Below are 14,032 nucleotides of genomic sequence, written 5' to 3'. Positions count from 1 at the left end.
GGGTGTAGCTCCAATTGGCAGAGCAGCGGATTCCAAATCCGCGTGTTGGGAGTTCGAATCTCTCCACCCCTGCCATACTTAAGGCTCTAGTCGAAAGACTGGAGCCTTTTTGCTTTTTGGTGTTGAAGTATTCAATTGGCAGAGCAGCGGACTCCCCGACTTACCAAAAACAGTGCGTGTTGGGCGTTCGAATCTCTGGAACACCATCCCGGTCCACCCCTGCCATATTAAAAGCCTTAGTCTTTCGACTAAGGCTTTTTTCGTTTAAGGAGCTGGCACTCCTCAAACTTTTAATCTTATTGAGAATTATTCTTACTAAGGTGTTACTGTTACTCGTCTAACTTACTCAGTAACGTCTTAGTTTATGAATATTTCGCGTCGTCATTTTATCAAATCTAGCTTGGCGATTTCAGCTGCTAGTCTATTGCCAGCGTGTTCGATAACTCGAACTAAAGATAGTAATGGCTCCCTTGTATATGATCTTACCGCTCAGCCTGCAACTGCAGAGCTTGTACCTGGCTTTCAAACCAATGTCTTAGGCTTTAATGGTCAAATACCCGCTCCAACTATACGTTGTCGTCAGGGGCAAGAGGTCACGATTAGGTTTACCAATAAACTTTCTGAGCCTACGACGATTCATTGGCATGGACTTAGAATCCCTATAGAAATGGATGGCGTGCCATTTCTAAGTCAGCCACCGATAATGCCAGGTGAAACCTTTGTCTATCGTTTTACGCCTCCTGATGCTGGCACATTTTGGTATCACCCCCATATGAATAGCGTAAAGCAGCTCGGTATGGGATTAGTTGGTTTAATTATTGTTGAAGAAGCAATTCCAGTTGAGTTTGATGAGGAGCATGAATTGATGCTCAAACATTGGCATCTGGATAAGCAAGGTCAGTGGAAAGACTTAATGATCCCACGTCTTAGTGCCCGTATGGGAACGCCGGGTGAGTGGAGTAGCGTCAACGGAGTCCATGAGCCAACTTATACTCTTAAGGCTAATGCCACGACACGGATTCGAATAGCTAATGTCGATAATACGATCACTTATCCTATTGCTATAGAAGGTGTTGATGCTTGGGTGATAGCAATTGATGGGAACCCTATTAAAACGCCCTATAAGCTTACACAGCACAAGATAGGGCCAGGAATGAGGGTTGATATTGCTTTTACTGCTCCCAAAGCAGGAGAGCGTGTATACGTACGTCAAATGAAAGGGCGTTTCCCATTTGCTCTATGCGACTTTAAAGTGATCGCCTCGGATCTTCCAGATCAGCAACCGATCCCGACATTGCCTCTTAACCCAGTTCCTCAGTTAGCTCTCGATAGTGCTGAAGAAATAGACTTTGTTTTTGAATGGGAAGGTGCAGTAAGCCCGGTAGGCAAAGATGGTAAAGTGATGCCTAAATTTTGGTTGACCAATAAGCGCGCTTGGGAGGGGATGAGTAAAGATAATATTCCTGCACCATTAGCGACGCTTGATCTCGGTAAGACTTATATCTTTAATCTCAAGAACGTCACTCAATACCATCATCCCATTCATATTCATGGTCATACGTTCACCGTGCTCGAGCTAGATGGAAGAAAAGTTGCTGAGCCATTTCATACCGACACAGTACTGCTTGGTAAGAATGGCAGTGCGAAAGCCGCATTTGTTGCTGATAACCCCGGACGCTGGATGTATCATTGTCATGTCATTGAGCATATGAAAACCGGGCTTATGGGATACATCGAATTAAAGTGACTCCTGTAACTTTTGAATTTTTCACTAGTTTATTGGGCTATTTGTTGATTTAAACTTGTAAAAATAGGTTAGTTAGCGACTACTATGTACAAAAATATTAACTGGAGGAAATGATGGGACAGCTTTCTATATTGGGCTTCATCGCGATTGGTGGGGCATTTGGAGCGTGTTCACGATATTTGGTAGCTGAACTATGCGCATTGCTACTAGGGCGCGGATTCCCATACGGAACTCTAACGGTTAATGTTGTGGGCTCGTTTATTATGGGTCTTTTGATTGCCGCTTTTGAAAACGAAATGCTGGCGACTGAACCTTGGCGTCAGATTATCGGCCTTGGCTTCCTCGGCGCTTTAACCACCTTCTCAACCTTCTCGATGGATAACGTGCTTCTTATGCAGCAAGGTGCTTTTTTTAAGATGGGACTTAACGTTCTACTCAATGTTGTACTGAGTATTTCCGCTGCTTGGATTGGTTTTCAATTGCTGATCAAAAGCTAGCACTGTTCAAAAAGTGACACCTTTTTAGTCAGGTCGGCTTGGTTTACCCAAGCCGATTTTATATACTCGTTCTACTTGTCGGAGTGCCATAAGGCTGAGACCGTTAATTCGGGATCCGTTGAACCTGATCAGATTAATATCTGCGAAGGGAACAAGAGAAGATATCTACATCAGAGTTCTATCTGGTTTACCTATCAAATAATCGAATGCCGTTGTAGGTCATTAGGTCACGCGCCTAGGCCATTATTCGATTCCTCTTGTCGCATCTTTCCGCCAAGCATTTTTATCCCGTTACTTTTTATCTAAGAATAACAAAGCAAGGAAAAATGCTATGTCGAGTCGCAAACAAGCGAGACTGGAAGCAAAACAGTTTATAGATACACTCTCGGTACAACCGTACCCAAACTCAAGCAAAGTCTATGTTGAGGGATCACGCCCCGATATTCGCGTTCCGATGCGCGAAATTTCCTTAGCCGATAGCCTTATTGGAGGCACAAAAGACGCGCCAATTTTCGAGCCTAACGAGCCAGTACGCGTTTATGACACCTCAGGTGTATACACAGACCAAGAACACACCATAGACCTTTACAATGGCTTACCAAAGCTAAGAGAAGGGTGGATTGAAGAGCGTGCTGATACTGAATTACTCAACGAAGTGAGCTCTGTATACACCAAAGAACGTTTAGGAGACGAGACGCTAGACGATCTTCGTTACGGTAATCTACCACGAATTCGACGTGCTAAAGATGGCCAGTGCGTAACCCAATTGCACTATGCTCGCAAAGGTATTATTACCCCAGAAATGGAATACATCGCGCTGCGTGAAAACATGGGGCGCGCAAAGTATCGCGATGAAGTATTAAGTCAACAGCATCCGGGTCAAAGCTTCGGTGCTAACTTACCAAAAGACATTACTGCGGAGTTTGTGCGTAAAGAAGTCGCCGAAGGTCGCGCCATTATTCCTTCCAATATTAACCACCCAGAATCAGAGCCAATGATTATTGGTCGTAACTTTCTAGTTAAAGTGAATGCCAATATTGGTAATTCATCAGTGACTTCTTCGATTGAAGAAGAAGTTGAGAAGCTGGTGTGGGCGACACGCTGGGGTGGAGATACCGTTATGGATCTCTCTACTGGGCGTAATATTCACGAAACTCGTGAGTGGATTCTACGTAACAGTCCGGTTCCAATCGGTACCGTACCTATGTACCAAGCGCTTGAGAAAGTGAACGGTGTTGCGGAAAACCTTAACTGGGAAGTGATGCGCGATACTCTGATTGAGCAAGCAGAGCAGGGCGTTGACTATTTCACTATCCATGCCGGTTTACTACTTCGCTATGTACCTATGACTGCAAAACGCGTTACCGGCATTGTTTCTCGTGGTGGCTCTATCATCGCGAAATGGTGTCTTGCACACCATCAAGAAAGTTTCTTATACACCCATTTTCGTGAGATCTGCGAAATCTGTGCTAAGTACGATGTGGCATTGTCTTTGGGTGACGGCCTACGTCCGGGCTCGGTTGCTGATGCAAACGACGAAGCTCAATTTGCTGAACTGCACACCCTTGGTGAACTGACCAAAATTGCATGGGAATACGATGTGCAGGTCATTATTGAAGGTCCTGGTCATGTTCCAATGCACATGATCAAGGAGAACATGGAACAGCAACTAGAACACTGTCATGAAGCTCCGTTTTATACATTAGGTCCACTGACCACAGATGTAGCTCCAGGTTATGACCATATTACTTCAGGTATTGGCGCCGCTATGATTGGTTGGTATGGCTGCGCGATGCTTTGCTACGTAACACCAAAAGAGCACCTTGGCTTACCAAACAAAGAAGACGTTAAGGTGGGTATGATCACTTACAAGCTTGCAGCACACGCGGCTGATTTAGCTAAAGGCCACCCTGGTGCTCAAGTTCGTGATAATGCGCTTTCTAAAGCACGTTTCGAATTCCGTTGGGAAGATCAATTTAACTTGTCACTTGACCCAGAGACAGCTCGTGCTTTCCACGACGAAACCTTACCTCAGGAGTCTGGCAAGGTTGCACACTTCTGTTCGATGTGTGGACCAAAGTTCTGCTCAATGAAGATTTCTCAAGAAGTTCGAGAGTACGCGAAAGATACTGAGCAAGTTGCAGCGGACCAAGCTATCTCAATCAAAATGCTTGATGACCCTCTCGAGGGAATGCGTCAGAAATCGCAAGAATTTAGAGATACGGGTTCTGAGTTATATCACCCAGCAGCACATGCCGAGGTAAGTGATTAATGAGTAAAATCCTTATTCCGTCATCTTTGCTTGAACTAACAGGCTTAGTTCAGCAATGTCTGTTGTTGGCGAAAGAACAGGGTTTTTGCATTGAAGATTTTGAGTTGGGTGTCAGCCCAACTCAATCTATTCAGCTTGTTCGCGACCAACAGGTTACACACGTAGTTACCGACCTTATTGATGGGTCTAACTCTGAGCCCGAGCGTTCATTAGCGCTCTATTATCGTTCTTCTTTATCGCTTGAAGCGTGTGCAAAGCAACCATCGAAAGCGATTTATATTGGTATTGTTGATAACGAGGTTTCCGGTGAAAAAGACGAAGTGCTTCAGCTTGATATCTGGCGTCACCCAATTAATGACGAGGTGAGAGCACTTTCTGTTAAATCTAAAGCCCGCTCGATTTTCGTACCTGATCACCATCTTGCTTGGGTAGTGACGCTGACAGTACTCGATTTTCCTATCGAAGACGCGCTAACACTTGCTCGAGGAATGACAGCTCAACAAACAAAGGTTTCACGTGAAACACTATTGAGCGGCAACCTTGGCGAAGGACAATCTACTTTGTGGGCTGACCAATTTGATGATTTTCCAACCCCAGTGCTGGAAGATGACCGCTTAGGTATCCAGGTTGGATGGTCAGCGTATGGCGAGAGCATCAGCTTTCCAACCTTAACAAAGCAAGGTTTAGGGCTCTATCCGGTGGTTGATGATGTTGCTTGGATTGAGCGCTTACTGCCATTAGGTATCAATACCATTCAACTGCGAATCAAGGAGCCACAACAAGCCGACTTAGAACAGCAGATCATCCGAGCGGTTGAACTAGGCCGACAGTACCAAGCACAAGTGTTTATCAATGACTATTGGCAACTTGCAATCAAGCATGGTGCTTACGGTGTTCACCTCGGACAAGAAGACATAGAAGAGTCGAATTTGGCTAAGCTAACCCAAGCTGGTATTCGTCTTGGTCTTTCTACCCACGGCTATTACGAATTACTGCGCATTGTACAAATTCACCCTAGCTACATCGCGCTAGGGCATATATTTCCAACCACGACTAAACAGATGCCCTCTAAGCCACAAGGTTTGGTGCGCTTGGCAATGTACCAAAAGCTGATTGATAGCATTCCTTACGGAACTACAGAGTGTGGCTTCCACCAAGAAAAAGATAAAGCGATAAGTTGCGATAGGCTTGGGGTTCCGACGGTTGCGATCGGTGGCATTGATCAATCTAATGCTGAGAAAGTTTGGCAGACAGGCGTCTCTAGTCTGGCGGTGGTTCGTGCAATCACGCTGGCAGAATCACCTCAGTCCGTCATCGAATTTTTCGCACAGTTGATGAAGGGAAGGCAACAGATGTTTACTGATCAGAAAAACGAACTGGTGGACATCAAGAGGGATGAACATGCTCACGGATAAGCAGTTCCTCCGTTATCAGCGTCAAGTCGCTTTGCCAGAAATAGCAGAAATTGGACAAGCGCGTTTGAGTGATTCGCATGTACTTATCACCGGTTGTGGTGGGTTAGGGAGCGCAGCGAGTTTGTATTTAGCTGCGGCTGGTGTCGGCAAGCTTGTTGTCGTTGATGATGATGAGGTAGATAGCAGCAACTTACAGCGACAGGTGATTTATCGCGAGCAAGACCTCCAAGTTGCGAAAGTGCAAGCAACAGTTAGACAGCTCAATGAACTCAATTCGATGGTTCAAGTAAGGGCCATCAACAAACGATTAGACAAAGCGCAACTGCAGCTAGAAGTAATGTTGGCGGATGTGGTGTTGGACTGCAGTGATAACATGCCGACTCGTCAGCTAATCAATCAAGTTTGCTTCGAGCAAGATACGCCACTCATCTCAGCCGCGGCTATTGGTTGGCAAGGGCAGTTCGCGGTTTTTGATTACCAAGCGACAGTGGATGATAAGGCATGCTATCGCTGCCTATATCCTTTCGACGAGGTCAAACAAGAGAAAAGCTGCACTGATAGTGGTGTGGTTGGACCCGTCGTTGGCACCCTTGGTAATTACCAAGCACTAGCTGCTATTCAAAGGTTATCGACAGGCATGTTTCACGTGAAACCATTTCAGTTGCATCTATTTGATGGCTTACGTATGCAATGGCAAACCATGAGTATACAAAAAGATAACCAATGCCAAGTTTGTGCTAAGAGATAGTTCGCATCCATCTATACCTAATATCGAAGAATATGAGAGTCGCAAGCAATGACATCATCGTTACAACAATCAAGTACACCAGAGTTTGCTGCTGATACAGGTGTGATAACCATTGCTATTAACGAGCAATCACACCAAGTTGCAACTGATTCGAATCTACATCAAATCATCAGTCAATTTGAACTTCCTGAAATGGGCTGTGTTTTTGCAATCAATAATAATGTTGTGCCGCGCAGTGAGTGGGCGAGCACAGTACTTTCACAGGGAGATAGTATCTCTCTGTTTCAAGCGATCGCAGGGGGTTAATATCGATGCTAAAAATTGGAGATAAACAATTCGAATCGCGTTTGTTCACGGGCACGGGAAAATTTGCCAATAGTCAGTTGATGGCCAGAGCGATTCAAGTATCGGGATCGCAACTGGCTACCATGGCCTTAAAGCGCGTCGATGTGAATGACCAGCAAGATGACATTTTGCAGCCATTAGTTGAATCCGGTGTAAACTTGCTACCCAATACATCAGGCGCAAAGAATGCTAAGGACGCGGTATTTGCTGCCCAGCTTGCGCGAGAAGCGTTAGGCACTAACTGGCTAAAATTGGAGATTCACCCGGACCCAAAATATTTAATGCCTGATCCAATAGAGACACTTGCGGCGGCAGAGCAACTTGTTCGTCAAGGGTTTATAGTATTACCTTACTGTCATGCCGACCCTGTGTTGTGTAAGCGCCTAGAAGAAGTTGGCTGTGCAGCGGTCATGCCATTAGGGGCACCGATAGGTTCCAATAAGGGAGTCGTCTCTCATGACTTCTTGGAAATTATCATCGATCAAGCCAATGTCCCGGTTGTTGTTGATGCGGGAATAGGTGCGCCTTCTCATGCGGCAAAAGCGATGGAAATGGGCGCAGATGCTGTATTAGTTAACACAGCGATTGCGGCTTCGAGCGATCCGGTTGTCATGGCCAAAGCATTCAAGTTGGCGGTAGAGTCGGGTCGTATGGCTTATGAGGCTGGTCTGGCTGGAAAGGTTTCTCATGCGGTTGCATCGAGCCCACTGACTTCCTTTTTAGATGACTTATAAGCGAGGTAATCATGAGCTTCGTCGAACAGTTTAAACTGTTAAATTGGGATGATATCTCGATGTCGATCTACGCCAAAACGGCACAAGATGTCGAGCGGGCATTGAATAAACCTAAGCGCGATTTGGAAGATTTCAAAGCACTGATTTCGCCAGCCGCTGAAGCGTACTTAGAGCAAATGGCACAGTTGTCATACTCGGCAACTCGCAAGCGATTTGGTAATACCATGTCGCTTTATATTCCATTGTATCTGTCTAACCTATGCGCTAATGCTTGTACCTATTGTGGCTTCTCCATGGAGAATCGTATCAAGCGTCGCACTTTGAATAGCGACGAGGTGGCTGCTGAAGTAGAGGCGATTAAACGTATGAAGTTTGATAGCGTATTGCTTGTCACCGGCGAACACGAGACCAAAGTTGGCATGAAATACTTCCGCGAAATGGTGCCTATGATCAAGCAACACTTTAACTATTTGGCGATGGAAGTGCAGCCTCTTGATCAAGATGAATACGCTGAACTGAAAACATTGGGTTTGGATGCAGTGATGGTCTATCAAGAAACGTATCATCCTTCGACCTATGCCGAGCACCATTTACGTGGCAATAAGATGGACTTTGAATACCGACTGGATACACCCGATCGTCTTGCTAAAGCGGGTATCGATAAGATTGGTATTGGCGCCTTGATAGGTTTGGAAGAGTGGCGTACCGACTGTTTTTATGTTGCAGCTCATTTAGATTACTTAGAACGAACCTATTGGCAAACTCGCTACTCAATTTCTTTCCCACGTTTACGTCCTTGTGAAGGTGGTCTTCAACCTAAGTCTGTTATGACTGATAAGCAACTAGTGCAGCTAATTTGCGCTTATCGTTTGTTGAACCCTGAAGTTGAATTGTCACTGTCGACTCGCGAGTCGGCAACATTTAGGGACAATGTGCTTCCTCTGGGAGTGACTAGCATGTCTGCCGCATCGAAAACTCAGCCGGGAGGGTATGCGATGGATGAGGTTGAACTCGAGCAGTTTGAGATCAGTGATGAACGCAGTGCTGCTTCGGTTGAAGATATGATTCGCGCAAGGGGGTTTGACCCGGTATGGCGTGATTGGCACTCGGCTTATTCTGGTTAGAAGAATCTTTAGTTAAAAGCGAGCTGATGTTTCACGTGAAACATCAGCAAAGAAAAGAAGGTTGATGCAAAACATCAACCCTCTATTTTTTTCTAGTTTCTAGTTTCTAGTTTCTAGTTTCTAGTTTCTAGTTTCTAGTTTCTAGCTGTGTGCTACAGGTAGCGTTGCTTGGCGAAGCCACTCTTTCACATCACCTTCAACAAGAGGGCTGATCTCAACCCACACTTTCTGATGGTAATTGTTCATCCAAGCAAGCTCTGGACGAGTCAGCATATCCACATTGATGTTGCGCTTGTCGATTGGACAGCGTGTTAACGACTCAAATGACAGAACAGGGAAGTCACCGTTAGTTGGTGTTTCAACAACAAGCTCTAAGTTCTCGATACGGATACCAAATGCATCTGCACGGTAGTATCCTGGCTCGTTTGATAGCACCATACCTTCTGTTAGAGGCACATCGATTTGCTTCTTCGAAATGCTCGCCGGACCTTCATGAACACTTAAGAAGTGACCAACACCATGACCTGTACCGTGATCATAATCGTAGCCTTCCGCCCATAAGTGCTGACGAGCAAGTGTATCGATTTGGTAACCACGAGTGCCTTTCGGGAAGCGTGCACGAGCAACGCCAATATGACCTTTTAGCGCGAGAGTGAATTGTTTAATCATCTCTTTTGATGGCTGACCGATTGCAATAGTGCGAGTGATGTCTGTAGTGCCATCTAGGTACTGACCACCTGAATCCACAAGGTAAAGCGTATTCAATTCTAGCTTGCCTGGTTCAGGTTGGTTCTCGTGGTTGTAGTGGCACATAGCAGCATTACCGCCCGCTGCTGAAATGGTATCGAAGCTAAGATCCATTAGTGTTGGTTCTTCTCTACGGAATGCTTCTAACTTGTCAGACAATGTCGCTTCATCGTGCAGGTTACCTAAAACGACTTCTGCATCTAACCAACATAGGAACTTGCTCATCGCTACGCCATCACGGACATGACATGCTTTCATGCCGGCAATTTCTACGGCATTCTTCGCCGCTTTTGGCATTAGACATGGGTCTGCTTTACTTACCACAGATGCGCCAGCGTTTTGCAGAACCAGCTTAAACCACGCGTTACTTGTCGCAGGGTCAACAAGTACATTCTTACCGGTTAGGGTTTCTAGCCGCGCTTGCAATGCTTCTGGGTGATGAACCGTCACACCCGCGCCAACGTGAGCGTCAAACTCAGCTGGTAGGCGAGTTGGGTCTAGGAAGTATTCTACGCTTGAATCTGAATGCAGAATCGCATGAGAAAGTAGGACTGGCAGGCGTGATACGTCAAGACCACGCACGTTGAGCAGCCAACAGATGGAATCAAGTGCAGTGATCACTGCGCTGTCTGCACCGGATTTTTTAACCAGCGCTGCGATTTCTTGGCGTTTACTTTCACTTGATTGGCCAACTGCTTCCGTTGCCATTAGGCGAACGTCAGAGACCACAGGAGCAGGGCGATCGTGCCAAAGCTCATCAATTGGGTTGCTGTCGAGAATCTTAAGCTCAAGTGCACCTGCAAGTTTTGCCTGTGCCATGTCTAGCCAAGCAGAGTTGTGCATACGAGGGTCGATTGCTACAGACGCAGCATTTGAAAGGCTGTCTCTAATCCAATCTAATGCAGGCTCTTCAATCAGGTGGCGGTACTCGAATAGATCAGCAGGAACTTGTTTAGTGACTTGTACTGTGTAGCGGCCATCAACAAAAATTGCTGCTTTATCTTGTGTGATTACAGCCGCACCAGCAGAACCGGTAAAACCCGTTAACCAGTGTAAGCGTTCATTATGCGCTGGTACGTATTCACCTAAATACTCGTCTTCATGGGGAACAAGCAGGGCATCAATATTGTTGTTTGCAAGCCATTCGCGAATCGCAGTTAGGCGCTGCTCAGTATTAGTTAGCATCTGTGTTAATCCTTCATTATGGTTATGGCGTCCATTACAACGTTATGCCACCTGGACGATGTCAATAAGCTACTCTTTTTACCGGCGGGCTGCAAACTATCTCAACGCGGTGGTTTTATCCTTAATTATCTGGCGTAACCAAGAGAGCGCCGGATCGTTTTCTCGGTCTCTATGCCAGAATAATGTGTATGCCATGGGAGGAAATTCCATTGGTAGCGGTAACACGGTTAGGTCAAGCTGTTTAGAGGCCAATTTGACGAAGTGACTGGGTGCAGTGAATACAAAATCGGTGTAAGAACAGAGACTCGCAGCGCTATTAAAATCCGGTACAGTGATGGCAATATCGCGTTCATTGCCGTAGTCCGCGAGACGATAATCCAACAGCCAACGCTCGTTACCATCACAACGGACTTGGACATGGCGTTGAGCCAGATAGCTATCTAAATTCCAGTTTTTATTGAGCGCAGGGTGGTCTTTCCTGACTAAACACATTTGGTTATCACGGTAGATCTCTTGTTCGCAAATATCGCTGGGTGGCAGCATAGTTAACTTAGCATCGTTAATGTCGATATCTTTACCTGTGATGCCGAGATCAATTTCACCTCTTTGTATCTGACGAAACGTCTCTTCAGACCAAGCGTGGGTGGCGATGGTTACCTGCGGCGCTCGTTTAAATATCTGCGGTAAAAAGTGCGGCAAGATTAAAGGATAGACACTTTCTACAGCGGCAATTTGGTAGCGGTAATCACTTGAGCTAGGAGAAAACTCTTCAGGTTGTGTCAGTTGCTCAAGTTGATGAATGAGTACTTCAAGCTTAGGTTTAAGAAACAGTGCTTTAGGTGTTGGTTTTAACCCGTGCGCATGACGGACGAATAGCGCATCATCAAATTGGGTTCGCAACTTAGCGAGGTTTTTACTCACGGCTGATTGGCTTAAACAAAGGCGATGAGCAGCCCGAGTAACATTAAGCTCTTCAAGCAGAACGCGTAAACAAACCAGCAAATTTAGGTCGAGGCGTGCAAGCTTTTCAATATTCATTAGAAATTCCCATATAGAATAACTTTGATGACTATTCGTCATTGGATGGCATATCTAGTTTAGCTTACTATGTCGCCAAATTCATCTTGTGCAACGGAGTAGTAAGTGCAAACGGCAAACCAATATGTTCCAAAGAAATCGCAACTGGTGTTACTGACACTGTTGGTTTTATTCAGCCCATTAGCGATTGATATCTATCTGCCTGCTTTGCCTATGATCTCATCAACGTTTCACGTGGAACACGCGTTAGCACAAGATACGATCACATGGTTTCTATTTGCTATGGGCGTCGGCCAACTCTTTGCTGGGCCTTTAGCAGATAAACTCGGCCGTCGAACTGTTGCATTGGGCGGTGTCAGCATCTATGCAGTGAGCGCTTTATTGGCGTGGAGTGCTCAAAGTATTGAATGGATGTTGGTGTCTCGACTGCTACAAGGCTTAGGTGCGTGCGCGACATCGGTAGCAGCCTTTGCAACAGTTCGCGATATCTTTGGTCCACAAAAAAGTGGCAAGATGATCAGCTACCTCAATGGGGCAATCTGTTTTATACCTGCATTAGCGCCGATTCTTGGTAGTTGGCTGACACAACAATTTGGCTGGCGTTCAAACTTTAGTTTTATGGCTGGCTTTGCGGTCGTAGTGTTGGTGTTCTTATGGGTCGGTTTGAAAGAGACTAACCCTCAATTGAGTAAAGAGCCTGTTTTCAAACTTAATCGTTACTTAGATGTAGTGAAAACGCCTTCGTTTGTATTCCATGCATCGCTCTGTATGTTGGCTATGGCGGTCATTCTTGGTTACGTGACTTCTGCGCCGGTGGTGTTGATGGAAAACTTAGGCCTTAGCATGAATGAGTTCACCTTCTGGTTTGGTATTAATGCGGCTATCAACATCGTAGCGTGTATGAGTGCGCCTAAGTTTATGGACAAGTTTGGTACCCATTGGGCACTGACTGTCGGAATTGTGACCTTAGCATTAGCGGGTATGGTTATGTTATCGCTAGCAACACAAGCGACGCCACTTGCCTTTATGCTACCAATCTTTATGTCGTCGATTGGCTTTGCATGGATTCTGGGCGCTGCAGCAGGTAAAGCGCTTGCGCCATTTGGTGATAAAGCGGGTACCGCGGCTGCGCTACTGGGACTATTTCAAATGAGCGGATCTGGATTAGTGGTTGGTACGGTTCAGCGCTTAGGTATGGAGCCACAGATAATGATTGCAACCTTGATGCTTATTGTGACGCCAGCCCTGATGATCTTATGGTCGAAGTCAGGCAAGACATGGCATCACGCAACGGCTTAAGAAAGCGGAAATGCGCTTTGCTAATTAAATGAAACGCTGTATATTTGAGCTTCTTATATCGAAATCTGTGGATAAATCACAACGATGTCAATGACAGCATACGAGATGGCTCGTGTTATGGAGCAACTAGACGACGCTCCAGAAAAACTCATGTTTGGTAAGGTTCTTAATGAGCTAGGCAACCAAAGCGCTGAGCGTATTCAAAGCGCCGCTAAGCAAGTTCCTCTACCAGTTTTACGTGATATGGTTTATCAGTTTCAACAGGTGATTGAGTCGCGTAAAGGCGAGCAAGTCGAATCATTAGCTAAAGAGATCGCTCAACAAGGTATTTCTGTTGAGGATTTAAAGCAGTACTTGGCCTCAAAATAGATTTCAACTCTGATAAAAAACTCGCTACGGCGAGTTTTTTTATGGGTTAACGTTACGATTAATTGGGTTTTGCAATGAGATGAGTGTCTCTGTTGATTGGACTTCATCAATGGCTTGCAGCTTATCGATGAGCACGTATTGCAGTTCTTCAATCGAGCGACACATTAATTTGACGAAAATGTTATAGGCACCAGTGGTGTAATACGCTTCAACTACTTCTTCTAACGCATTCAATTTTTCCAGCGCAGAGTGGTAATCACGAGCCGCGTTAAGGTTGATACCGATAAAGCAACAAACGTCATAGCCAAGCTTCTTAGTGTCGACAATGACCTCTGTGCCTTGGATGATATCAGCAGACTTCATTTTCTCGATTCGGACGTGAATTGTCGCAGGACTGACTTCGAATTGCTTGGCCATCTCGGCATACGGAGTACGAGCGTCCTCCATTAAAGTCTTAAGAATCGCCTTATCAAGATCATCGAGCTTTACGTTTTGCGCGTGCATAGAACTCC

13 protein-coding genes and 1 riboswitch are annotated in these 14,032 nt (G+C 45.6%); of the genes, 10 read left to right on the top strand and 3 right to left on the bottom strand.

What is annotated here, in order from left to right; genetic code table 11:
• Window positions 1–364: 364 nt before the first annotated feature.
• The 8 genes from ACHUFZ_RS18175 (at window position 365) to thiH (ending at window position 8,882) form a co-directional block, all read left to right on the top strand.
• On the top strand, window positions 365–1,747 hold the full coding sequence (locus tag ACHUFZ_RS18175; protein ID WP_394128247.1) for a multicopper oxidase domain-containing protein: 1,383 nt from the start codon (window positions 365–367) through the stop codon (window positions 1,745–1,747).
• Window positions 1,748–1,860: 113 nt separating this feature from the next.
• Complete coding sequence (gene crcB / locus ACHUFZ_RS18170; protein ID WP_053440702.1) at window positions 1,861–2,244, top strand: fluoride efflux transporter CrcB; 384 nt, start codon at window positions 1,861–1,863, stop codon at window positions 2,242–2,244.
• 69 nt (window positions 2,245–2,313) lie between these two features.
• A riboswitch (TPP riboswitch) is annotated at window positions 2,314–2,412 on the top strand.
• A 163-nt stretch (window positions 2,413–2,575) separates the two neighbouring features.
• A complete protein-coding gene (gene thiC, locus ACHUFZ_RS18165) occupies window positions 2,576–4,516 on the top strand; it encodes a phosphomethylpyrimidine synthase ThiC (RefSeq protein ID WP_394128246.1) in 1,941 nt (646 codons plus the stop codon).
• Window positions 4,516–5,931 (top strand): thiamine phosphate synthase, encoded by a 1,416-nt coding sequence (locus ACHUFZ_RS18160; protein ID WP_394128245.1) that lies wholly within the window; start codon window positions 4,516–4,518, stop codon window positions 5,929–5,931. Before thiC ends, ACHUFZ_RS18160 begins: the two co-directional genes overlap by 1 nt.
• A complete protein-coding gene (locus ACHUFZ_RS18155; RefSeq protein ID WP_394128244.1) occupies window positions 5,918–6,679 on the top strand; it encodes a HesA/MoeB/ThiF family protein in 762 nt (253 codons plus the stop codon). The genes ACHUFZ_RS18160 and ACHUFZ_RS18155 overlap by 14 nt, the downstream gene beginning before the upstream one ends.
• Window positions 6,680–6,727: 48 nt before the next feature.
• A complete protein-coding gene (gene thiS / locus ACHUFZ_RS18150) occupies window positions 6,728–6,985 on the top strand; it encodes a sulfur carrier protein ThiS (RefSeq protein ID WP_394128243.1) in 258 nt (85 codons plus the stop codon).
• A 5-nt stretch (window positions 6,986–6,990) separates the two neighbouring features.
• Window positions 6,991–7,758 (top strand): thiazole synthase, encoded by a 768-nt coding sequence (locus ACHUFZ_RS18145; RefSeq protein ID WP_394128242.1) that lies wholly within the window; start codon window positions 6,991–6,993, stop codon window positions 7,756–7,758.
• Window positions 7,759–7,769: 11 nt separating this feature from the next.
• A complete protein-coding gene (gene thiH / locus ACHUFZ_RS18140) occupies window positions 7,770–8,882 on the top strand; it encodes a 2-iminoacetate synthase ThiH (protein ID WP_394128241.1) in 1,113 nt (370 codons plus the stop codon).
• A 141-nt stretch (window positions 8,883–9,023) separates the two neighbouring features.
• Here thiH and ACHUFZ_RS18135 read toward each other — a convergent pair whose 3' ends face one another.
• Together ACHUFZ_RS18135 and ACHUFZ_RS18130 are read right to left on the bottom strand one after the other, a co-directional pair.
• Entirely contained in the window at window positions 9,024–10,814 is a 1,791-nt protein-coding gene (locus ACHUFZ_RS18135) for an aminopeptidase P family protein (RefSeq protein ID WP_394128240.1), read from the bottom strand.
• Between the two features lie 96 nt (window positions 10,815–10,910).
• On the bottom strand, window positions 10,911–11,852 hold the full coding sequence (locus tag ACHUFZ_RS18130; RefSeq protein ID WP_394128239.1) for a LysR substrate-binding domain-containing protein: 942 nt from the start codon (window positions 11,850–11,852) through the stop codon (window positions 10,911–10,913).
• A 105-nt stretch (window positions 11,853–11,957) separates the two neighbouring features.
• On the opposite strand from ACHUFZ_RS18130, the gene ACHUFZ_RS18125 reads away from it, so the two are divergent.
• Together ACHUFZ_RS18125 and tsrA are read left to right on the top strand one after the other, a co-directional pair.
• A complete protein-coding gene (locus ACHUFZ_RS18125; protein ID WP_394128238.1) occupies window positions 11,958–13,151 on the top strand; it encodes a multidrug effflux MFS transporter in 1,194 nt (397 codons plus the stop codon).
• Between the two features lie 84 nt (window positions 13,152–13,235).
• The gene (gene tsrA, locus ACHUFZ_RS18120; RefSeq protein ID WP_134835737.1) at window positions 13,236–13,520 is read left to right on the top strand and encodes an H-NS-like global regulator TsrA; all 285 of its coding nucleotides are present in this window, start codon (window positions 13,236–13,238) and stop codon (window positions 13,518–13,520) included.
• Between the two features lie 39 nt (window positions 13,521–13,559).
• Here the strand turns inward: tsrA and asnC are convergent, their stop codons facing one another.
• Window positions 13,560–14,024, bottom strand: a complete 465-nt coding sequence (asnC, locus tag ACHUFZ_RS18115; protein ID WP_053440711.1) for a transcriptional regulator AsnC — start codon at window positions 14,022–14,024, stop codon at window positions 13,560–13,562.
• Window positions 14,025–14,032: the final 8 nt, after the last annotated feature.

Source organism: Vibrio hepatarius, from assembly GCF_043642085.1.
In the GTDB taxonomy this organism is placed as follows: Bacteria; Pseudomonadota; Gammaproteobacteria; order Enterobacterales; family Vibrionaceae; genus Vibrio; species Vibrio hepatarius_C.
This window is presented reverse-complemented; position numbering and strand designations above follow the sequence as displayed.

Excerpts from the sequence above, each read along its gene's own strand:
- ACHUFZ_RS18175 (WP_394128247.1), top strand. The coding sequence starts at position 365 with ATGAATATTTCGCGTCGTCATTTTATCAAATCTAGCTTGGCGATTTCA.
- crcB (WP_053440702.1), top strand. The coding sequence starts at position 1,861 with ATGGGACAGCTTTCTATATTGGGCTTCATCGCGATTGGTGGGGCATTT.
- thiC (WP_394128246.1), top strand. The coding sequence starts at position 2,576 with ATGTCGAGTCGCAAACAAGCGAGACTGGAAGCAAAACAGTTTATAGAT.
- ACHUFZ_RS18160 (WP_394128245.1), top strand. The coding sequence starts at position 4,516 with ATGAGTAAAATCCTTATTCCGTCATCTTTGCTTGAACTAACAGGCTTA.
- ACHUFZ_RS18155 (WP_394128244.1), top strand. The coding sequence starts at position 5,918 with ATGCTCACGGATAAGCAGTTCCTCCGTTATCAGCGTCAAGTCGCTTTG.
- thiS (WP_394128243.1), top strand. The coding sequence starts at position 6,728 with ATGACATCATCGTTACAACAATCAAGTACACCAGAGTTTGCTGCTGAT.
- ACHUFZ_RS18145 (WP_394128242.1), top strand. The coding sequence starts at position 6,991 with ATGCTAAAAATTGGAGATAAACAATTCGAATCGCGTTTGTTCACGGGC.
- thiH (WP_394128241.1), top strand. The coding sequence starts at position 7,770 with ATGAGCTTCGTCGAACAGTTTAAACTGTTAAATTGGGATGATATCTCG.
- ACHUFZ_RS18135 (WP_394128240.1), bottom strand. The coding sequence starts at position 10,814 with ATGCTAACTAATACTGAGCAGCGCCTAACTGCGATTCGCGAATGGCTT.
- ACHUFZ_RS18130 (WP_394128239.1), bottom strand. The coding sequence starts at position 11,852 with ATGAATATTGAAAAGCTTGCACGCCTCGACCTAAATTTGCTGGTTTGT.
- tsrA (WP_134835737.1), top strand. The coding sequence starts at position 13,236 with ATGTCAATGACAGCATACGAGATGGCTCGTGTTATGGAGCAACTAGAC.
- asnC (WP_053440711.1), bottom strand. The coding sequence starts at position 14,024 with ATGCACGCGCAAAACGTAAAGCTCGATGATCTTGATAAGGCGATTCTT.